General features: G+C 70.0%; 19 protein-coding genes and 1 other RNA gene. 11 read left to right on the top strand and 9 right to left on the bottom strand.

Translation table 11 applies throughout. The features are described from left to right. Positions 1-55: 55 nt before the first annotated feature. Positions 56-1,855, bottom strand: a complete 1,800-nt coding sequence (locus JJL56_RS10010; protein ID WP_247890698.1) for an extracellular solute-binding protein — start codon at positions 1,853-1,855, stop codon at positions 56-58. A gap of 214 nt (positions 1,856-2,069) precedes the next feature. On the opposite strand from JJL56_RS10010, the gene aqpZ reads away from it, so the two are divergent. Beyond that, complete coding sequence (aqpZ, locus tag JJL56_RS10005; protein ID WP_145625154.1) at positions 2,070-2,810, top strand: aquaporin Z; 741 nt, start codon at positions 2,070-2,072, stop codon at positions 2,808-2,810. Between the two features lie 330 nt (positions 2,811-3,140). Here the strand turns inward: aqpZ and JJL56_RS10000 are convergent, their stop codons facing one another. Both JJL56_RS10000 and hisN read right to left on the bottom strand, forming a co-directional pair. Further along, positions 3,141-3,668, bottom strand: a complete 528-nt coding sequence (locus JJL56_RS10000) for a hypothetical protein (RefSeq protein WP_145625153.1) — start codon at positions 3,666-3,668, stop codon at positions 3,141-3,143. A gap of 18 nt (positions 3,669-3,686) precedes the next feature. After that, complete coding sequence (hisN, locus tag JJL56_RS09995; RefSeq protein WP_145625151.1) at positions 3,687-4,469, bottom strand: histidinol-phosphatase; 783 nt, start codon at positions 4,467-4,469, stop codon at positions 3,687-3,689. A 142-nt stretch (positions 4,470-4,611) separates the two neighbouring features. Between hisN and nudC the strand changes: the two genes are divergently transcribed. Next, positions 4,612-5,541: an NAD(+) diphosphatase gene (nudC, locus tag JJL56_RS09990; RefSeq protein ID WP_145625149.1), complete on the top strand. Its 930-nt coding sequence runs from the start codon at positions 4,612-4,614 to the stop codon at positions 5,539-5,541. Positions 5,542-5,756: 215 nt separating this feature from the next. Here the strand turns inward: nudC and JJL56_RS09985 are convergent, their stop codons facing one another. Then, complete coding sequence (locus tag JJL56_RS09985; RefSeq protein ID WP_200485050.1) at positions 5,757-6,641, bottom strand: prephenate dehydratase; 885 nt, start codon at positions 6,639-6,641, stop codon at positions 5,757-5,759. 14 nt (positions 6,642-6,655) lie between these two features. Further along, a complete protein-coding gene (locus JJL56_RS09980; protein ID WP_200485049.1) occupies positions 6,656-7,444 on the bottom strand; it encodes a 3-deoxy-manno-octulosonate cytidylyltransferase in 789 nt (262 codons plus the stop codon). A 248-nt stretch (positions 7,445-7,692) separates the two neighbouring features. On the opposite strand from JJL56_RS09980, the gene JJL56_RS09975 reads away from it, so the two are divergent. From JJL56_RS09975 to recR, 5 genes are all read left to right on the top strand, one after another. Continuing rightward, positions 7,693-8,232 carry a c-type cytochrome gene (locus tag JJL56_RS09975; protein WP_145625145.1) on the top strand — a complete coding sequence of 180 codons (540 nt, stop codon included), beginning with the start codon at positions 7,693-7,695 and terminating at the stop codon, positions 8,230-8,232. Between the two features lie 155 nt (positions 8,233-8,387). Beyond that, positions 8,388-8,485, top strand: an RNA gene (ffs, locus tag JJL56_RS09970) — signal recognition particle sRNA small type. A gap of 117 nt (positions 8,486-8,602) precedes the next feature. Then, the gene (locus tag JJL56_RS09965; RefSeq protein ID WP_145625143.1) at positions 8,603-10,459 is read left to right on the top strand and encodes a DNA polymerase III subunit gamma/tau; all 1,857 of its coding nucleotides are present in this window, start codon (positions 8,603-8,605) and stop codon (positions 10,457-10,459) included. A gap of 3 nt (positions 10,460-10,462) precedes the next feature. After that, entirely contained in the window at positions 10,463-10,786 is a 324-nt protein-coding gene (locus JJL56_RS09960) for a YbaB/EbfC family nucleoid-associated protein (RefSeq protein WP_014239409.1), read from the top strand. Positions 10,787-10,869: 83 nt separating this feature from the next. Further along, positions 10,870-11,463, top strand: a complete 594-nt coding sequence (gene recR / locus JJL56_RS09955; protein ID WP_200485048.1) for a recombination mediator RecR — start codon at positions 10,870-10,872, stop codon at positions 11,461-11,463. 169 nt (positions 11,464-11,632) lie between these two features. Here the strand turns inward: recR and JJL56_RS09950 are convergent, their stop codons facing one another. After that, positions 11,633-12,829: a phosphoglycerate kinase gene (locus JJL56_RS09950; RefSeq protein ID WP_200485047.1), complete on the bottom strand. Its 1,197-nt coding sequence runs from the start codon at positions 12,827-12,829 to the stop codon at positions 11,633-11,635. A gap of 144 nt (positions 12,830-12,973) precedes the next feature. On the opposite strand from JJL56_RS09950, the gene JJL56_RS09945 reads away from it, so the two are divergent. From JJL56_RS09945 to JJL56_RS09930, 4 genes are all read left to right on the top strand, one after another. Then, positions 12,974-14,098 carry a class I SAM-dependent methyltransferase gene (locus JJL56_RS09945; protein WP_247891005.1) on the top strand — a complete coding sequence of 375 codons (1,125 nt, stop codon included), beginning with the start codon at positions 12,974-12,976 and terminating at the stop codon, positions 14,096-14,098. A gap of 95 nt (positions 14,099-14,193) precedes the next feature. After that, positions 14,194-15,801, top strand: a complete 1,608-nt coding sequence (locus JJL56_RS09940) for a CYTH and CHAD domain-containing protein (RefSeq protein WP_145625135.1) — start codon at positions 14,194-14,196, stop codon at positions 15,799-15,801. 11 nt (positions 15,802-15,812) lie between these two features. Continuing rightward, positions 15,813-16,436, top strand: a complete 624-nt coding sequence (locus JJL56_RS09935; RefSeq protein ID WP_145625133.1) for a ParA family protein — start codon at positions 15,813-15,815, stop codon at positions 16,434-16,436. Positions 16,437-16,548: 112 nt separating this feature from the next. Continuing rightward, positions 16,549-17,085, top strand: a complete 537-nt coding sequence (locus JJL56_RS09930) for a DUF4405 domain-containing protein (RefSeq protein WP_145625131.1) — start codon at positions 16,549-16,551, stop codon at positions 17,083-17,085. An 18-nt stretch (positions 17,086-17,103) separates the two neighbouring features. On the opposite strand, the gene JJL56_RS09925 is transcribed toward JJL56_RS09930, so the two are convergent. From JJL56_RS09925 to JJL56_RS09915, 3 genes are all read right to left on the bottom strand, one after another. Next, complete coding sequence (locus JJL56_RS09925) at positions 17,104-17,868, bottom strand: methyltransferase domain-containing protein (protein WP_145625129.1); 765 nt, start codon at positions 17,866-17,868, stop codon at positions 17,104-17,106. A gap of 33 nt (positions 17,869-17,901) precedes the next feature. Next, positions 17,902-18,111, bottom strand: a complete 210-nt coding sequence (locus tag JJL56_RS09920; RefSeq protein WP_186452886.1) for a hypothetical protein — start codon at positions 18,109-18,111, stop codon at positions 17,902-17,904. Between the two features lie 105 nt (positions 18,112-18,216). Continuing rightward, positions 18,217-19,671, bottom strand: a complete 1,455-nt coding sequence (locus tag JJL56_RS09915; RefSeq protein WP_200485046.1) for a sensor histidine kinase — start codon at positions 19,669-19,671, stop codon at positions 18,217-18,219. Positions 19,672-19,675: the final 4 nt, after the last annotated feature.

Below are 19,675 nucleotides of genomic sequence, written 5' to 3'. Positions count from 1 at the left end.
GTAAGGTAGGGTCTCCCTTGTGGCACAATCAAGGCGGAGCCTCGGCTTTAAGGGGCTATCGCTTCACCCACCACGCATCGGGGAAGCCGCTGTTGCGGAAGCCCAGATCGTATTTCGGCGTCTTCTCCGGGAAGCCGAGCGTCGTCCGGTGGGCGATCCAGTTGTCCGGGTTGTACCAGTGCGGCACCATGTAGAAGCCCCACAGCAGCACGCGGTCGAGCGCGCGGGTCGCCGCCTGGACGGACGCCAGATCCTTCGCCGCCAGCGCCTTTTCGATCATCGCGTCGGCCGCCGGTTCCTTGATGCCGGCGTAGTTGGCCGATCCCCGGACGTCCGCGGCGGCGGAGCCGAAATAGCTGCGCAGCTCGGTTCCCGGCGGGGTGAAGAAGTTGAAGTTCGCCACCACCACGTCGAAGTCGAACTCGTCGGTGCGCGCCTGGAACTGGGCGGTGTCGACCACCCGCAGGACCGCGTCGATGCCCGCCTTGCGCAGCGCCTCGACATAGGGCTGGATCACGCGGGTCAACGCGCCGGTGCCGTCGAGGAACTCGATGCTCAGCACCTCGCCGGTCTTCGCGCTGGACATCCGGCCGTTCTTCAGCTCCCACCCGGCCTCGCGGAACAGGCGCATGGCCTCGCGCAGGTTGTTGCGGGTGTTGCCGCTGCCGTCGGTCTTGGGCGGCTCGAAGGGGGTGGTGAAGACGCGCTCCGGCAGCTGGGCGCGGAAGGGCTCCAGCAGGGCCAGCTCCTCCGGCGTCGGCGGCCCCTTGGCGCCGAAGTCGGAGTTGGGGAAGTTGGAGGTGGTGCGGAGATACTGGCCGTACAGGATGTTCTTCTGAATCCATTCGAAGTCGAACAGATAGCCCAGCGCCTCGCGCACCCGCGGGTCGGCGAATTTGGCGCGGCGGGTGTTCAGGCGGAAGCCCTGGGCGCCCAGCGGCAGGTCGCTCTTCACCTCCACGCGGTTCACCCGGCCGTCCTTGGCGGCGGGGAAGTCGTAGCCGGTGGTCCAGCGCTGCGCCCGGTTCTCGGTGCGGAAGTCGTAGGCGCCGGCCTTGAAGGCCTCGAACATCACGTCGTCGTCGCGGTAGTAATCGACCTTCACGCTGTCGAAATTGTAGAAGCCGCGCGCCGTCGGCAGATCGCGGCCCCACCAGTCGGCCACCCGCTCGAAGGTGATGGAGCGGCCCGGATCGACGGTCCTGATGCGGTAGGGGCCGCTGCCCAGCACCGGCTCCAGCGTCGTCTTGGAAATGTCGCGTCCGTTGGCGGTCCACCAATGCTCGGGCTGGGGGGCGATGCTGGTGGCGAAGTCGATGATCGGCTTCATCTCCCCGGTGGTCTTCAGGGTGATCTTCAGCCGGTGCTCGTCCAGCGCCTCCACCGCGGCGACGCGGTCGAGGAAGGATTTCAGGAAGGGGTTGCCGTGCGCCTGAATGGAATCCCAGGCGAAGACCACGTCGCCGGCGGTCACCGGCACGCCGTCGTGCCAGCGCGCCTCCCGGCGCAGGTGGAAGACGGCCCAGCTCTTGTCGTCGGGCAACTCCACCGACTCCGCCAGCGACCCGTAGGCCGCGTCCATCTCCCAGCCGGAACCGACCATCAGCGAGTCGGCGATCAGCCCCAGCGTGCGCGGGGTGACGCCGCGCAGGATGATCGGGTTCAGGCTGTCGAAGCTGCCCTGCGCGGCCAGCGTGATCTGTCCGCCCTTCGGCGCGTCGGGGTTGGCGTGCGGGAAGTGGGTGAAGCCCGGCTTGAATTCCGGCTCGCCGAACTGCTTCAGGGCGGGAACGGTGACGGTTTCCGCTTGGACCCCATTCGCCTGGATTGGCGCCGTCAGCGCAAGGAGAGCCAAGACAGCGGTCGTCCGGGCGGCAGCGAGAACTCGGCGCATCGTCGGTCCTGATGTGGTTGGCCTGGGATCGTGAGGCGGATCAGCCTTAGCATGTACGCGCCTCGCGGCGCGTCAAGTCCGCGTACGCAACGGTATCTTACGCCCGTCCGCTGGCGCCGGCCGGTTCCGGGGCGCAAAAAAGGCGAACATGTGGCAAGCCCGACGAGGTGGTGACATGTCGATGTTCCGGCGCACGAGCGCGGAGTTTCTCGGCACCTTCTGGCTGGTCTTCGGCGGCTGCGGCAGCGCCGTGCTGTCCGCCGCCTTTCCGGAGGTCGGGATCGGGCTGACCGGCGTCTCCCTGGCCTTCGGCCTGACGGTGCTGACCATGGCCTACTCGGTCGGCCACATCTCCGGCTGCCACCTGAACCCGGCGGTCACGGTGGGGCTGTGGGCCGGCGGGCGTTTCCCGGCCAAGGACATCCTGCCCTATGTCATCGCGCAGCTGGTCGGCGCCTTCCTGGCGGCGGTGGTGCTGTACGTCATCGCCACCGGCAAGGCCGACTGGTCGCTGGCCGCCAAGGGGCTGGCCGCCAACGGGTACGGGGAGCATTCGCCGGGCGCGTACAACCTGACCTCGGGCCTGCTGGCCGAGGTGGTCCTGACCTTCATGTTCCTGATCGTCATCCTGGGCTCCACCGACCGGCGGGCGCCCGCCGGCTTCGCGCCGCTGGCCATCGGTCTGGCGCTGACGCTGATCCACCTCATCAGCATCCCGGTCACCAACACGTCGGTGAACCCGGCGCGCAGCACGGGGCCGGCGCTGGTCGTCGGCGGCTGGGCGCTGCAACAGCTCTGGGCCTTCTGGGTGGCGCCGCTGGTCGGCGGGCTGCTCGGCGGGCTGGCCTACCGTGCGCTGGCCGAGGAGCTGCCGCCGAAACCGGCCATCACCGGCGAGGCCCGGCCTTCCACCTGAGTCCGTCCACCTGAGTCCTTCCTGACCCTTCCCTTCGGGTCCCTCCCGACTACGCGGACCGTGCCCCTCCGGCGCGGTCCGTTTTTTGTCGGAATTTTCACCACGGAGGCACGGAGCCATCGACACGAGGCCTCTCTGTGCCTCCGTGTCTCTGTGGTTCATCCCTGTCCACCGGAAGTCACGGCCTTGTCGCGGGAACTCTTGGCCCGTCAACGGTTATTCTGGGAATCCGTTGACGCACCGGGAGTATATCATGCGGCAGTTCGACCCCGATTCCAACCCGATGACCGACGAGGATTACGGAATCGTCCTCGGCCTGTTCATCGGCATTTACCTGGGGCTGCTGGCCGTCTCGCTGCTGCCCTGACCGGCGCGGGTCTTCTTCCAATGGTCCGCCATGCGCTCCATGAGCTGGCGGTAGCGGCGGTCGGACCGCATCATCCGGCGCACCGCCTTGCCGTTGCGCGGGTCGGCGAGCATCCATTCCTCCGCGGCCATCTGGTGCTCCGGATGGATGGACAGCATGTAGATCGCCGCCTGCTCCGGCCCCGTCACGGCCTCCTCCTTCAGCCCTTCCAGGATCGCCCCGACATAGAGCGGCAGGACGTTGCGGAAGTCCTCCGGGCCGGTGCCGTCCTGGCTGGAGGCGTCCTCCCCGGCGCCCATCAGGGCGCGGCGCTCCTCCGCCGGCAGGGCGAAGAAGGCGTCCAGCCCCAGCAGCAGGTCGCAGACCGTCTTCTTGCGGACCAGCCAGTTCGCCCCGCCCGACACCCGGCCGGCCAGCGAATGCAGGAAGGGGCGCAGCTTCTCCGGCGAGGTCTCGAAGACGGAGCGGGCGGGCGTGGCGATGGTGGCCATGGGCGTGGTCCTCCTGTCTCAGCCGGCCAGGGCGGCCAGCGTCTCGCGGTGGGTGCGGGCGTCGCCCGCGGCGACCACCCGCCCGCTGGACTTGGCGTCGAGCGGCTGGCCGTCCCAATCGGTCATCAGCCCGCCGGCCCCGGTCACCACCGGCACCAGCGCCGCGAAGTCGTAGAGCTTCAGCCCCGATTCGACGACGAGGTCGTAATAGCCCGCCGCCAGCAGGCCGTAGCTGTAGCAGTCGCCGCCATAGACGGACACCTTGGCCGCCCCCGCCACCCGGCGGAAGGCGTCCTGGTCCGCACCGGGGAACAGGTCGGGCGAGGTGGTGCCCAGCGTCGCCGCGGCCAGCCCCCCGGCGCACGCGCGCACGCGGGCCGGCTGGCCGTTGAACAGGGTGGGGCGGCCCTCGACGCCCAGCCAGCGGTCCCGGACGATGGGCTGGTCGATGACCCCCAGCACCGGGCGACCGCGGTGCAGCAGGGCGATCAGCGTTCCGAAGATCGGGCGGCCGGTGATGAAGGACTTGGTGCCGTCGATGGGGTCGATCACCCACACCCACTCGGCGTCCAGGTTCTTGGTCCCGAACTCCTCGCCATAGATGCCGTCGTCGGGGCGCTCGGCCTCGATGATGGTGCGGATGGTCCGCTCCGCCTCGCGGTCGGCGATGGTGACGGGGGAGGCGTCGGCCTTGTCGTCCACCGCCACCGGCGTGCGGAAATACTGGCGGATGACCGGGCCGGAGGCGTCGGCCAGACGCTCCGCCAGGGTCACCAGGGGGGTGGGGCAGGGTTCGGTCATGGTCGCTCCGCCGGAATGCGCGTGGTTGGGACGAGGACGGCATCCTAGTCGGGTGCTCTCCCGGCGCAAACCATCAATGCGGGGGGAGGGTTGCGCGGGACGCCGCTTCCCCGTTCCGCGGGCTTGTGGCAGCCTCTTCGCCATGCACGACCGCTCCTCCCCACCCGACCGCCCGAACGCCTACGCCGGCATTCCGCTCGACCGCGCCGCCGTGCGCCGCAAGGACAAGGACTGGCTGAAAGACGCCTGGGCCTCGCCGAACGCGCGCCTGCTGCCCGTGGCGAAATCGCGCAACTTCGTGACCGGCGACGCCGACTCGGCCCGCGCGGTCGCCGTGGCCTGTGGTGGCGACTGGGGCGTGGAGCCGGTCTTCCTCGGCCTGCTGGACGGCGTGCCGCAGTTCACCGTGGACCTGACCGGTCTGGAAGCGCCGGAGGAGCATCCGGCCCTTGCCGGGCTCGGTCGCTTCGAGGACCTGCGCGCCGTCGGCCCGCTGATGGAGGCGACGGAGGCCGGGCTGTGCGCCTACGCCCGCGGCATCACCTGGTGGAACGCCCGGCACCGCTTCTGCGGCGTCTGCGGCTCCGTCGCTATGGGTGCCGAGGGCGGGCACGTGCGCGTCTGCACCAACCCGGACTGTGCCACGCACCATTTCCCGCGCACCGACCCGGCGGTGATCATGCTGGTCCATGACGGGGCCGGACGCATGGTGCTGGGCCGCAACTCCCGCTTCCCGCCGGGCATGCATTCGGTGCTGGCCGGCTTCGTCGAGCCGGGCGAAAGCCTGGAGGACAGCGTGAAGCGCGAGGTGCTGGAGGAGGTGGGGCTGGAGGTCACCGACATCCGCTACCACTCATCCCAGCCCTGGCCCTTCCCGTCCTCGCTGATGCTGGGCTTCAGCGCGCGGGCGGTGACGCTGGACATCCAGACGGACCTGGAGGAGCTGGAGACGGCCCATTGGTTCGACCGCGAGTTTCTGCGGACCTTTACTCCCAGCGAGGAGTTCCGCCTCGCCCGCCCCGACAGCATCGCCCGCCGCCTGATCGACGAGTGGATCGCCGAGGGGGAGTGAGGGCGTCGCATCGCGTGCCCCCTCGGTCATTGCCCCCTCCCTAACCCTCCCCCGCTCTCGGCGGACCAGAGGTCCGCCTGTCGCGTCAGCGCAAACCTTTGGTTTGTGCGAGAGCTTCGCAGGGGAGGGGATTAAGCTCCCTCTCCTGCGATAGCGGGGGAGGGAAGGGGCCCGCGGCGAAGCCGTGGGAAGGGTGGGGGCAAGTGGGCGGGTGTTCAATCCTCGCCGATGCGCTGGCTTTCCTGATAGCGGAAGGGGTTGGCGGGGTAGACGCCCAGGATCTTCACCTCGCCCGCGCGGGCGAAGAAGGCCAGCTCCTCCAGCGCCAGACGCAGGGAGCGCTCCTCCGGATGGCCTTCCACGTCGGCGTAGAACTGGGTCTGGGTGAAGTGCCCGCCGACCATGTAGCTTTCCAGCTTCGTCATGTTGATGCCGTTGGTGGCGAAGCCGCCCAGCGCCTTGTAGAGGGCCGCCGGCACGCTGCGCACGCGGAAGACGAAGGTGGTGATGATCTTGGCCCCGGTCCCTTCGGTGGGCAGCGGCGGGGTCTTCGGCTCGCGGGACAGGATCAGGAAGCGGGTGGTGTTGTGCTCCGCGTCCTCGATGCCGCCCTTCAGGATGTCCAGGCCGTAGATCTCCGCCGCCAGCGAGGAGGCGATGGCGGCGTGCTGCGGGTCGCCCAGCTTGGCGATCTCGGCGGCGGCGCCCGCGGTGTCGGCGTGGGAGATCGCCGTCAGCCCCAGCTCGCGCGTCATGTTGCGGCACTGGGACAGCGCCTGGATGTGGCTGCGCACCGTCTTCAGCCCGGCCAGCGTCGCGCCCTTCGGGGCGAGGAGCTGGTGGTTCACCCGCTGGAAATGCTCGCCGATGATGTGCAGGCCGCCCTCGGGCAGCAAATGGTGGTTGTCGGCCACGCGCCCGGCGATGGAGTTCTCCACCGGGATCATGGCGAGCGCCGCGCGCCCCTCGCGCACCGCGGCGAAGGCGTCCTCGAACGTGGCGCAGGGCAGCGTCGTCATGTCCGGAAAGACCGTCCGGCAGGACAGGTCCGAATAGGCGCCGGGCAGGCCCTGGAAGGCGATCACGTTCGAAGTCGTCATCGGGAGATCTTCTTTTAAAGGGAAGTGCGCTTGGCAAGGATCGCGCGGGCGCGCTCCAGGTCGGCGGGAGTATCGACGCCGAGCGGAACCGCGTCAACGACGGCGGCGTCGATGCGCATGCCGAAGGCCAGCGCGCGGAGCTGCTCCAGCCGCTCCCGCTGCTCCAGCGCCGAGGGCGGCAGGCGAACGTAGCGCTCCAGCGCGGCGCGGCGGTAGGCGTAAAGCCCGATGTGGTGGAACAGCGGCCCGTCGCCCCAGGGTGCGGTGGCGCGGCTGAAATAGAGGGCGCGGCCGCGCCGGGCGCCGGGCGGCAGCTCCAGGATGGCCTTCACCACGTTGGGGTCGGTGCGCTCCTCCTCCCGCGTGATCTCGACCACCAGCGTGGCGATGTCGACCTGCGGGTCGGACAGCGGGGCGAAGGCGGCGCGCACCACGGCGGGCTCGATGGTCGGCAGGTCGCCCTGCACGTTCACCACCGCGTCGTACTTCCCCTCCGGGTCGAGCAGGCTGACCGCCTCGAAGATGCGGTCGGAGCCCGAGGGATGGTCGGGCCGGGTCAGGACGGCGGTGCCGCCCGCCGCTTCCACCGCCGCGGCGATCTCCGGCTCGGCGCAGGCGACCACCACCGGGCCGATCTCCGCCTCCATGGCGCGGCGCCACACCTGCACGATCATCGGCGCCCCGCCGATGTCGGCCAGCGGCTTGCCTGGCAGGCGGGTGGATGCCATGCGGGCGGGAATCACGACGATTGGATTTGAGGGCGGCGGGTTCGCCGTGCTCCGGATGTCTGCGCTGGCGTTCATGTCGGCGTTCATGATGGAACGGCCCCCTGTCGCGTCGAAAGGTCGGGCGGGTGAACCATGGATCGCCCTTTGCGTCAAGCGGCGTCGGTCCAATATTCAGACGGCCAACAGTCGGAGAACCGACATTCCTGTGGCATGGGAGGGGGCCGAAGCGGTGACAAGCCGCCGCGGTCACGCTATCGTGCGGCGGAGAACCAGCCAGCCCTGGCGACGGACCCGCGGCACGACAAAAAGGGGAACAAGACGTTATGAGCATGGAGTGGAACAAGATTTTCGGCGCCGTGCTGCTGGCGGGTCTGATCGCCATGCTGGCGGGCTTCGCCGCGGAAGTTCTGGTGCACCCGAAGTCGCTTGAGAAACCCGCCTATGTGGTGGCCATGCCGGACGGCGCCGCTCCGGCTCCCACCGGTGGCGCGGCCCCGTCCGGCCCCGCCGAGATCGCCCCGCTGCTCGCCAAGGCCGACGCCGCCGCCGGCCAGTCCGCGGCCAAGGCCTGCGCCGCCTGCCACAGCTTCGACAAGGGCGGCGCGAACAAGGTCGGCCCGAACCTCTACGGCATCGTCGGCGCCGCACACGGTCATATCGACGGCTTCGCCTATTCCGATGCCATCAAGGGCAAGGCCGGCCCCTGGAACTACGACGAGCTGAACCACTTCCTCTACGACCCGAAGGCCTACGCGCCGGGCACCAAGATGACCTTCGCCGGCGTGAAGAAGGACCAGGACCGGGCGAACATCATCGCCTATCTGCGCTCCCTGTCCGACAGCCCGGCGCCGCTGCCGCAGTAACGCGCCTCGGTTCCATCCGGGACGAGGCCTGGGAAGAGGAAAAGCCCCGCGTTCCGCCGGACGCGGGGCTTTTTCGTTCCGCGTCAAACGGAAGGCCGGCAGATCGGCGCAGATTGGCCTTGCATGGGACGGCCTGATCGCCGATATAAGGCGCGGGAGGCTGGCGGCGGACGAGTCCCTCGCCAACCCGGTCAGGTCCGGAAGGAAGCAGCCGTAACGAGTTTCGGCTCGGGTCGTTCGTCCAGTCTCCCACCCTTCCCCATGAAATCGTTGCGCCAGTCAAATCGTTTCAGCGAATTGAAACGGCGACAGCCCTGTGCCGTGACGCTATTCTGCGCTCCGTCGTGAAGCCGATTACCGGGCCAGCCGCGTGACCGATACCACCGTTGCCGATATGTCCTCTTCCGTTTCCGGGACGTCCGGGGGCCTCGCCTACCGGGTGCTGGCGCGGAAATACCGTCCGAAGAGCTTTGCCGAGCTGATCGGGCAGGACGCGCTCGTCCGCACCCTGACCAACGCCATCCATTCGGGCCGCATCGCCCAGGCCTTCATGCTGACCGGCGTGCGCGGCGTGGGCAAGACGACGACCGCCCGCATCATCGCCCGCGCGCTGAACTGCACCGGGCCGGACGGCACCGGCGGGCCGACCGTGACGCCCTGCGGCGTCTGCGACAATTGCCGCGCCATCGCCGAGGACCGCCACGTCGATGTGATGGAGATGGACGCCGCCAGCCACACCGGCGTGGACGACATCCGCGAGATCATCGACGGTGTGCGCTACGCCCCCGTCTCGGCGCGCTACAAGCTCTACATCATCGACGAGGTCCACATGCTCTCCAAGAGCGCGTTCAACGCGCTTTTGAAGACGCTGGAGGAACCGCCGGCCCATGTGAAGTTCGTCTTCGCCACCACCGAGATCCGCAAGGTGCCGGTGACGGTGCTCTCGCGTTGCCAGCGTTTCGACCTGCGGCGCGTCGACGCCCAGGTGCTGAAGGAGCATTTCACCCGCATCACCGGCCTGGAAGGGGCGGGGATCGAGCCGGACGCAGCATCCCTGATCGCGCGGGCCGCCGACGGGTCGGTGCGCGACGGTCTGTCGCTGCTCGACCAGGCCATCGCGCTGGCCGCCGGCACGGTGACCGCCCAGCAGGTGCGCGACATGCTGGGTCTGGCCGACCGCTCCAAGGTGATCGACCTGTTCGAGGCCGCCGTCTCGGCCAAGCCGGCGGAGGCGATGGACATCCTGTCCGACCTGCACCGCGTCGGCGCCGATCCGGTGGTGATCCTCCAGGACCTTCTCGACCTCGTGCACAATCTGACGCGGCTGAAGGTCGTGCCGGACAGCGCCAACGACCCCGGCCTGCCGGAGGCGGAGCGCACCCGCGGCGCCGCCCTGTCGGCCAAGCTCGGTATGCCGGCGCTGACCCGCGCGTGGCAACTGTTGCTGAAGGGGCTGGGCGAGGTGCAGGCGGCCCCGGTGCCGCAGCAGGCGCTGGAGATGGTCATCGTGCGGCTGTCCTACGCCGCCGATATGCCGACTCCGGGCGACCTGATCCGCCAGTTCCAGAATTTGCAGAACGGTGGCGGGCAGGGTGGACAAGGTGGTGGCTCGGCCCCACGCGGTCCCGGTGGCGGGCCGGTGGCGGTGGGCGGTTCCGCCGTGCGCGCCGTCGCCCAGGCACAGCCAAGCCCGCAGCCGGTTGCCCAACCCGTGCAGACCGTTGCCGTCGCCGTGGCGGACGAGGAGCGCGTGGCGATGCCGCGCGACTTCCGCACGCTGGTCCAGGTCTTCGCGGAGAAGCGCGAGGGCGCGCTCTACGGCCACCTGACCGGCAGCGTCCATCTGGTGCGTCTGGAGCCGGGGCGGCTGGAACTGCGGCTGACGACCCTGGCCCCGTCGACCCTGCCGAATCGCGTCGGCCAGCTGTTGACGGAATGGACCGGCCAGCGCTGGGTCGTCATCGTGTCGGACGCGCCGGGCGAGCCGACGCTGATCCAGCAGGAGCAGGCCGCCCAGAGGCGCGCGCTGGAGGAGGCGGAGGCGCATCCGGTGGTGCGCGCCGTTCTGGACGCCTTTCCCGGCGCGAAGATCACCGACGTCCGCGACCTCAAGGCGGCGGTCGAGGCCGAGCCCCAGGTTGCGGATGACGGCGAGAATCCCGACCTTATGGTCATGCAGCAGGACGACGGGGTTTATTACCCGCTCGACGATGAAGGAGATTTCTGACCCATGAAGAACCTCGGCCAGATGATGAAGCAGGCCCAGCAGATGCAGGCCAAGATGCAGGAGATGCAGGCCCGCCTGGGCGAGGTCGAGATGACCGGCCAGTCGGGCGCCGGCATGGTCAACGTCACGGTCAACGGCAAGGGCGAGATGAAGAAGATCAAGCTCGACAAGTCGATCGTCGATCCGGAGGACATCGAGGTTCTGGAGGACCTGATCATCGCCGCCTTCAACGACGCCAAGGCCAAGGTGGAGCAGCACGTCGCCAACGAGACCCAGAATCTGATGGGCGGGATGAAGCTGCCGCCGGGCATGAAGCTGCCGTTCTGAGTTGTTATGGCCGGGTCGAACGCGGCCCGGCCGCCCCTTGAAATCGAAGCCGTGCCAACGAAGCCGTGCCAGCGAAGCCGTGAATGATCGGACCTGAAATCGAGCGCCTGATCCAGCTCCTGTCCAAGCTGCCGGGGCTGGGGCCGCGGTCGGCGCGGCGGGCGGCGCTGCACCTGATGAAGCGCCGCGACAGCCTGCTGGTGCCGCTGTCCGAATCCATGGCGCTCGCCGCGGAGGCCATCCGCAATTGTTCGGTCTGCGGCAATCTGGACAGCCGCGACCCCTGCTCCGTCTGTTCCGACCACAGCCGCGACCGCTCGACCATCTGCGTGGTGGAGGATGCCGGCGACCTCTGGGCGCTGGAGCGCACGCGCGCCTTCCGCGGCACCTACCATGTGCTGGGCGGCACGCTGTCGGCCTTGCAGGGGGTCGGGCCGGACGATCTGAACATCCCGTCCCTGGTGGAGCGCGCGAAGGACCCGGTGGTGACCGAGGTCATCCTGGCGCTGAACGCCACGGTGGACGGGCAGACCACTGCCCATGTGGTGACCGACCGTCTGTCCGGCAGCGGGGTGTCCGTGTCCCGTCTGGCCCACGGCGTGCCGGTGGGCGGAGAACTGGACTATCTCGATGACGGGACGCTGACCGCGGCACTGAAGGCGCGGCGGCCGCTGTAGCGAGGTGTTTGTGGGGGGAGGTTCCTTGCCCCCTCCCTGACCCTCCCCCGCTGCGCAGGGGAGGGGATAAAGCTCCCTCTCCTGCGCAGCGGGGGAGGGAAGGGGCCCGCGGCGAAGCCGTGGGGAGGGTGGGGGCCCGTTCCGACCACCCACCCATTCCCCCAAGCCCTTACTTCTTCTTCAGCGCGGCGACGCCCGGCAGGTCCTTGCCTTCCAGCCACTCCAGGAAGGCGCCGCCGGCGGCGGAGATGTAGGTGAACTTCTCATCCACGCCGGCATGGGCCAGCGCCGACACGGTGTCGCCGCCGCCGGCCACCGACAGCAGGCCGCCTTCCGACGTGCGCTCGGCGACGAGGCCGGCGACGGCGTTGGTGCCGGCGTCGAAGGGCTGGATCTCGAAGGCGCCCAGCGGGCCGTTCCACACCACCGTCTTCGCACCCTGGAGCTTCAGGCCGAGAAACTCGACCGTCTTGGGGCCGACGTCCAGCGCCATCTCGTCGGCGCCGATGCCGTCCGCCGGAACGGCGCGGTGGGCCGCACCGGCCTTGAATTCCTTGGCGACGATGAAGTCCTTGGGCAGCAGCAGCTCGCAGTTGGCGGCCTTGGCGGTCTCCATGATGGCGCGGGCCTGATCGGCCATGTCCTTCTCGCAGAGCGAGGCGCCGACATCCACGCCCTGGGCGTAGAGGAAGGTGTTGGCCATGCCGCCGCCAAGCGCCAGCATGTCGACCTTCTTCACGAGGTTGCCGAGCAGGTCCAGCTTGGTGGAGATCTTGGCGCCGCCGACGACGGCGGCCACCGGACGCTCCGGCTTCTCCAGCGCCTTGGTCAGCGCCTCAAGCTCGGCCTGCATCAGGCGGCCCGCGGCGGCCGGCAGATGCTGGGCGACGCCTTCGGTCGAGGCGTGGGCGCGGTGCGCGGCGGAGAAGGCGTCGTTGACGTAGAGGTCGCCGAGTTCGGCGATCTGCTTGGCGAAGGCCGGATCGTTCTTTTCCTCTTCCGCGTGGAAGCGGGTGTTCTCCAGCAGCACGATGGCGCCCGGCTGCGCGCCGTCGATGGCGGCCTTGGCCTTGTCGCCGACGCAATCCTCGCCGAAGGCGACGGTCTGGCCGACGGCGGCGCTCAGCGCCTCCAGCACGTTGCGCAGCGAGTTCTTGGCGTCCGGACCGTTCTTCGGACGGCCGAAGTGCGACAGCACCACGACCTTCGCACCCTTCTTCGCCAGCTCGGTCAGAGTCGGCGCCAGACGGTCGATGCGGGTCGTGTCGGAGACCTTGCCGTCCTGCATCGGGACGTTCAGGTCGGCACGCACCAGCACCGTCTTGCCGTTCACGTCGAGGTCGTCGATGGTGTTGAACTCGGTCATGGCTGCTGTCCCTACGGGTTGAAACTTTTGCCGGGCAATCCAGCACAGGGGCGGCCGCTTTGCAACGGCCCGCGTGGGCGACCGGTTGCCCCATGCGGCGAAAGGACCGGGCTCTGGGCGGGCGGGGCCGGCGATCCCATCTCTATGTCCATGAACAGGATCACCCCGCCGTCCTCCGCCCATCCGGCTCCCCGGCCGGCTCCCTGGCCGGCCCCGCGGCTGGCCCCCCGGCTGGCTTATGCGGCCAGCCAGTCCGCCCGCGTCGCCTGGTTCCTCGGCCAGTACATGATGGCCGCGCGGATCGGGCGGCGGATCACCGGACCGCCGCGAACACCCCCGCCCGGCGGGCGTCCGGTGCCAGACACCCGCGCGATTCTGGAGGAGTTGCGCGTGCTGCTGGCCCGCGACCTCGCCAACATCGAGGCGGGCTGGTACCGCCTGCCGCACGACCTGCTGCCCGACCCGCGCCGGCTGCTGACCGAGGCCGCCGCCTTCTTCCGCGACGTGCCCGAGGTGTCGCGCCGCCGCCGCGATCATGCGGCGGTGGAGGTGCGCGCCAATCCGCCGCCCGGCAGCGCGGGGCTGCCCGCCTACTACCGCCAGAACTTCCACTACCAGAGTGGCGGCTACCTCACGGAAGAGAGCGCCCGCCTCTACGACCATCAGGTGGAGGTGCTGTTCGGCGGCGGCGCCGACGCCATGCGCCGCCAAGTCCTGGTGCCGATCTTCGAATACTTGAAAACACGCCGCGGCGCGGATTGCCGCCTGCTCGACGTGGCCGCCGGGACGGGGCGCTTCCTGACCTTCGTGAAGGACAACCATCCGCGCCTGCCGGTCACCGCGCTCGACCTCTCCCCGGCCTATCTGCGGGAGGCGCGGCGCAACCTCGCCCCCTGGGCGCGCAGCAGCGCGCTGGTCCAGGCGGCGGCCGAGGCGATCCCGCTGGCCGACCGCTCGCAGGACATCGTGACCTGCATCTACCTGTTCCACGAACTGCCGCCGAAGATCCGTGCCCAGGCCGCCGCCGAGATGGCCCGCGTGCTGAAGCCCGGCGGCATCCTGGTCTTCATGGACAGCGTGCAGTACGGCGACAACCCGATGATGGACGGGCTGATCGACCGCTTCCCGCAGTCCTTCCACGAGCCCTTCTACGCCCATTACGCCCGCGATGACCTGCCCGCCCTGTTCGCCGCCGCCGGGCTGCGCTTGCGCGAGACGTCGCTCGCCTACATGTCCAAGCTCCTGGTGCTGGAAAAGGTGGACCCCTGATTGCGGGGACTGCAACAAAAGCGTCATGGTTCTGTAACTTGACCGTGGCTGGGGCCTGTGCAAAACGGGGACCCACCGGAAACGACGGGGCACGAATGGTGGTCGAAGCGGAGTCCAACCGGGAAACCGAGCTGAAGCTGGCCGTCAAGGCCGAAGACATGGCGAAGCTCCGGTCCTGCCCGGCGGTCGCATCCCGCGCCAAGGGAAAAGCCGGCACCAAGACCCTGGAAAGCACCTATTACGACACCGCCGACCGGCGTCTGGCCGGGCGGCTGGTGGCGTTGCGCGTGCGCAAGGTCGGAAACCAGCATCTCCAGACCATCAAGGGCGCGCCGGAGCGCGGTGAGCTTGGCCGGGCGGAGTGGGAGCATCCGGTCGCCGGACCGGCCCCCGACCTGTCGGCCATCGAATCGCCGGAGGCGCTGGACCTGCTGGGCTCGGTCGGCGCGGCGGAGCTGCAGCCGCTCTTCACCACGGTCATCCAGCGCACCGTGCGCGTGGTGACGGTGGGCGAGGGCGAAACCGCCAGCCGCATCGAGGTCGCCTTCGACAGCGGCGAGATCCGCAGCCCCGACGGCGCCTCCATCCCCGTGTCGGAGGTGGAGCTGGAGCTTCTCGAAGGTTCTGCCGCCGCCCTCTACGATCTGGCGCTGGAGCTGGCCCAGGCCGCGCCGCTGCGGCTCGACCCGCGCACCAAGGCGGAGCGCGGTTACGCGCTCGCCGACGGCACGGTGGACAAGGTCATCAAGGCGGGCAAGCTGGAGCTTGACCGCGACACCACGGTGGAAGGCGCGCTGGCCCGCATCCTGCGCACCTGCATCGGCCACATGCTGGCGAACGAGGCCGTCACCCTGATCGGCGAGGATGCGGAGGGCGTCCACCAGATGCGCGTGGCGTTGCGCCGCCTGCGCTCGGCGCTCGCCCTGTTCAAGGATTTCATCCCCGCCGCGTCCTACGCCTGGCTGGTCGGCGAGGTGAAGTGGCTGGGCGGCAGCCTCGGCCCGGCGCGCGACTGGGACGTCTTCCTGGCCGAGCTGCTGGAGCCGGTGAAGGATTCCTTCCACCGCGCCGACGGCCACGGCAAGCCGCTCCAGGAGGACATCGACGCGCTCGCCGCGGCGGCGCGCGCCCGCCGCGACCGCGCCTACGAGGCGGTGCGCGAGGCCATCCGGTCGGAGCGCTACACCACCTTCCTGCTGAAGTTCGGCGCCTGGGTCGAGTCGCGGGGCTGGCGCGACCAGCCGGTCAGCGAGCATTCCGCCCGGCTGTTCGACCCGGTGGAGGATCTGGCCGACCATCTGCTGTCGCGCCGCGCCAAGAAGGCCCGCCGCGCCGGCCACGGCTTCGCCGGCCTGTCGGTGACCGAGCGGCACGAGCTGCGCATCGCGCTGAAGAAGCTGCGCTACGCGGCGGAGTTCTTCCGCAGCCTCTACGACGACAAGCCGGCCCGCCGCTACATCCAGGACCTGTCGGCCTTCCAGGACGCGCTGGGCCACCTGAACGACGTGGCGACGGCGACCCGCCTGCTGCACGAGCTGCACGACGACGGCAGCCGCCCCGAGCCGGGCGAGCCGCGCGCCGCCGGCATCGTCATCGGCTGGCACGCCCGCGGCGTGGCGGAGTCCGAGACGGTGCTCCGCGGCCTGTGGGAGGAGTTCGCCGACGCGAAAGCCTTCTGGTCAAAGCCCGACCGGGAGGGGTAATCTTCCGGCCCATGCGGACCATCCTCGTCGCCAACATCAAGGGCGGTTGCGGCAAGACCACGATCGCCACCCACCTCGCCGCGGCCTGCGCCGCCGCCGGGCACAGCACGGCGCTGGCCGACGTGGACCGCCAGCGCTCCTCGCTCGGCTGGCTGGCCCGCCGCCCGGCCACGGCCGCCGCCCTGGTGGGTCTGGACTGGGCCAAGGACCTGTCCGACGCGCCGAAGGGCATCCAGCGCCTCGTCATCGACGCACCGGCCGCGCTGAAGACCAAGCAGATCGAGGATCTGGTGCGGATGGCCGACATCGTCGTGCTGCCGGTCCTGCCCAGCGCCTTCGACGAGCAGGCGACGCAGCGCTTCCTCGGCAAGCTGGAGGAGCTGAAGTCGATCGCCAGGAACCGCAAAGCGGTGGCGGTGGTCGGCAACCGCCTGCGCGCCCGCACCAAGGCGGCGGACCGGCTGGACCAGTTCCTCGGCGGGGTCGGGCACAGCGTGGTGACCCGTCTGCGCGACAGCCAGATCTACGCCGACGCCGCGGCCTCCGGCCTCAGCCTGTTCGATCTGACCGGCAAGCGCGCCGCCGAGCATCGCGCCGACTGGGAACCGCTGCTCGCCTACATCGAGAAGGCGTGAGCGGGGACGGCGCCGTTACAGTCTGTTACGTTCGGCGGCGGCGCGGGACATCAAGCGGTTACAATCCGGCCTCACTTTGGCCGCATTCCGTTCAACCCGCGAGCCGTCCTCCATGCCCTCCATATCCTCCACCATCACCCGGCAGATCGTCACGCCGGTGACCATCGTCCTGTTCGTCGTCTCGACGGTGACGGGAATCATGCTGCTGCTGCACTGGAACGGCAATCTGGTGCGCTTCTCGCACGAATGGCTCAGCGTCGGCTTCTCCGCCATCGGCCTGTGGCATCTGGCGCGCAACTGGGCCGCTTTCCTCCAATACTTCAAGCGCAATGTGGCCCTGTCGGCCTTCGTGGTCAGCGTCGCCGGCTCGCTGGTCTTCACGGCGATGACCGGGACCCCGGCCTCCACCGGCGGACCCGGCGCGATGATGCGGGCGGTGGCGAACGCCCCGCTGGCGACGGTGGCGCCGGTCTTCGGGCTGGACCCCGACAAGGCCATCCAGGCGCTCAAGGCCGCCAACATCGAGGCGCAGCCCGGCGAGTCGCTGTCGGCCATTGGCAGCCGCGCCGGGATGAACGCGGTGGGCGTGGCGAACATCCTCACCGCCGCCAAGCAACCCAAGCCAGCGTCAAATGGGCCGGCGTCGTAATGCCCTGAAACCGCCCGCCTAGACCCGCGCCACGAGGAACAGCCGCTTGAAGGGAAACAGCGTGCGGCCATTGGGGCACCGGGGATAGGCGGTGTTCAGCCGGGCGCGGTAGGCCGCTAGAAAGTCGTCCAGCTCCGCGCCCGTCAGCGTGTCCAGGACCGGCAGCAGCGTCGTGCCGCGCGTCCATTCCAGCACCGGATCGTCGCCCTCCAGAACCTGGAGATACTCCGTCTCCCAGAGGTCCAGACGCCGGCTGAGCGGGGCGAGCCAGCCGTAATAAGTCTCGGGCGCGTGCACCGGGGCGGTGCGCAGCACCGGCGCCAGCCGCTCGGCCCAGGGACCGTCCGCCGCCGTCTCGTACAACAGGCGGTGCGAGGGCGCGTCGAAGTTGCGGGGCATCTGCACGGCCAGCACCCCGCCGGGAGCCAGCGCCCGCAGCAGGTCGGGGAACAGCCGCTCGTGCCCGTCCAGCCATTGCAGGGCGGCGTTGGAGATCAGCAGATCGACCGGCCGATCAGGACGCCAGACGCCCAGATCGGCCTGGAGCCAGCGCACGCGGGACGGCGTGGTCCGCGCGCGCTCCAGCATGGCGGGGGAATTGTCCACCCCCAGCACCTCGGCCTCCGGCCAGCGCTCAGCCAGCAGGCGGGCGAGCTGCCCGGTCCCGCAGCCGAGATCGACCACCGTCCGCGGGGTCAGGGAGGGCAGGGCCGCCACGAGGTCGTGGGCCGGGCGGCGGCGCCAGGACTCGAACCGTGCGTATTGTTCGGGGTCCCACGGCATGCCCGGCCTCCACCGGTTGAAGGGGTGTCGCGGTCAGTCCTGCTCGCGCTGGCGGGCGATCTGCTCGTCCATGTGGTTGTAGTGCTTCGTCACCATCATGAAGATGGTCGCGATGCAGCCGATGGCCAGCAGCCAGCCGCCATAATAGAACGCCTCGTCCGACGCGCGCGACGCCGCCAGCAGGCCGATGAACGCCATGAAGCCCAGGACACCCCCGGTGATCCACTTGCCCGTGCCTTCCAAAGTCCCGTTCCCTTCCTTCGCTGCCGGTCCCGCGCGGGGCGTCCGCCCGGCGGGATGCCGACGGGTTGACCGTGCCGCGAATTCTGGTGGAGCGGGCGCCGGAAATCAATCCGGGATGGGCGAATCCGATGTGGGCAATTCGCCCACCCGGCCGGCACCCTCCACGACGAGTCCTGCGGGAAGTTCCAACGCGAAGACGGTGCCCGCCGCGGTGCTCTCCGCCAGCCGCAGGTCGCCGCCATGGGCGCGCAGCACCTCCCGCGCGATGGCGAGGCCCAGCCCGACGCCGCCCGCCCGCGCGGAGCCGGCGAAGGGCTGGAACAGGTTGTCGCGCGCCCGCGGCGGCAGGCCCGGTCCGTCGTCGGCGACCAGGAGGACCAGCCCGCCGCCCTCCCGCTCCCGCAGCGTCACCGTCACCGCCGCGGCCCCCGCCTGCGCCGCGTTGCGTCCCAGATTGACCAGCGCGCGGGACAGTTGGGCGGCGTCGGCGCGGACGGTCAGCCCATCCGGCACGCGGTTGTCCCAGCGGACCTCCGCCCGCTCACCGTCCGGGCGCAGGGCGGCCAGCGCCTCGGCCCCGGCCTCCTCGACCAGCGGGCGCAGCGGCACCTCGGTGCGGGCCAGCGGCAGCAGGCCGTCGCGGGTGTAGGTCATGGTCTGGCCGCACAGCTCCACCGCCCGGTCGATGGAGGCCATCAGCCGCGGCGTGACCCTCCGCACCTCCGGATCGGCGCTCTCGGCCAGCCGTTCCGACAGCAGGGCGGCGGTGGACAGGATGGCGCGCAGATCGTGGTTGATCTTGGCGACCGCGGTGCCCAGCGCGGCCAGCCGCTCGCGCTGGCGCAGCGCGCTGCGGATGGTGGCCTGCATGTCGGCCAGCTCGCGCTCGGCCACGCCGATCTCGTCGGTGCGGGCGCTGGGCTGGAAGGGCGGGGTGCCGTCGGGGTCGCGGCGGATGGCGACCAGCCCCTCGGTCAGGCGGCGCATCGGCCGCACCAGCAACCGGGTCAGCGAGACGAAGACCAGCACCGCCGCGATCAGCGAGATCGCCACCGACAGCGCCAGGATGCGGCCCGAGAAATCGACCATCGCCCGGATCATCGGCCGCTCGTCGATCACCATCTCGACCTGGAAGGCGGGGTCCTTGGGCGACGGCCCGATCACCCGGATCACCCGGTCCCGCCGCTGGGCCAGCGCCATGAAGGCGTCGGCGGTCAGCCGCGGCGCCATGGCGGCGCGCAGGTCGAAGACGGCGTCCACCGTCGGCGGCATGGAGCGGGACAGCATGTAGACGCGGCTGTCGGGCCGGATCAGCTCCACCGCGTGGGCGCCGACATGGGCCAGCAACTCGTTTTGAAGCTCCATCGCCACCATCATGTCCGGCGTGGCCTCCACCGACAGGGCGGCGAGATGCGCGGCGGCCAGCCGCTCCTCCAGATAGGTCAGGCGGTAGCGCGCGATGGACGGCGTGTAGATCAGCACCTCGGCCAGCAGGACGAACAGCACGGTCAGCACCAGCAGCTTGGCCGACAGGCTGCGCGTCACGGAGGGCAGGGGCATGGGC

It is taken from the genome of Azospirillum aestuarii, assembly GCF_016632405.1.
Lineage (GTDB): Bacteria > Pseudomonadota > Alphaproteobacteria > Azospirillales > Azospirillaceae > Azospirillum > Azospirillum aestuarii.
This window is presented reverse-complemented; position numbering and strand designations above follow the sequence as displayed.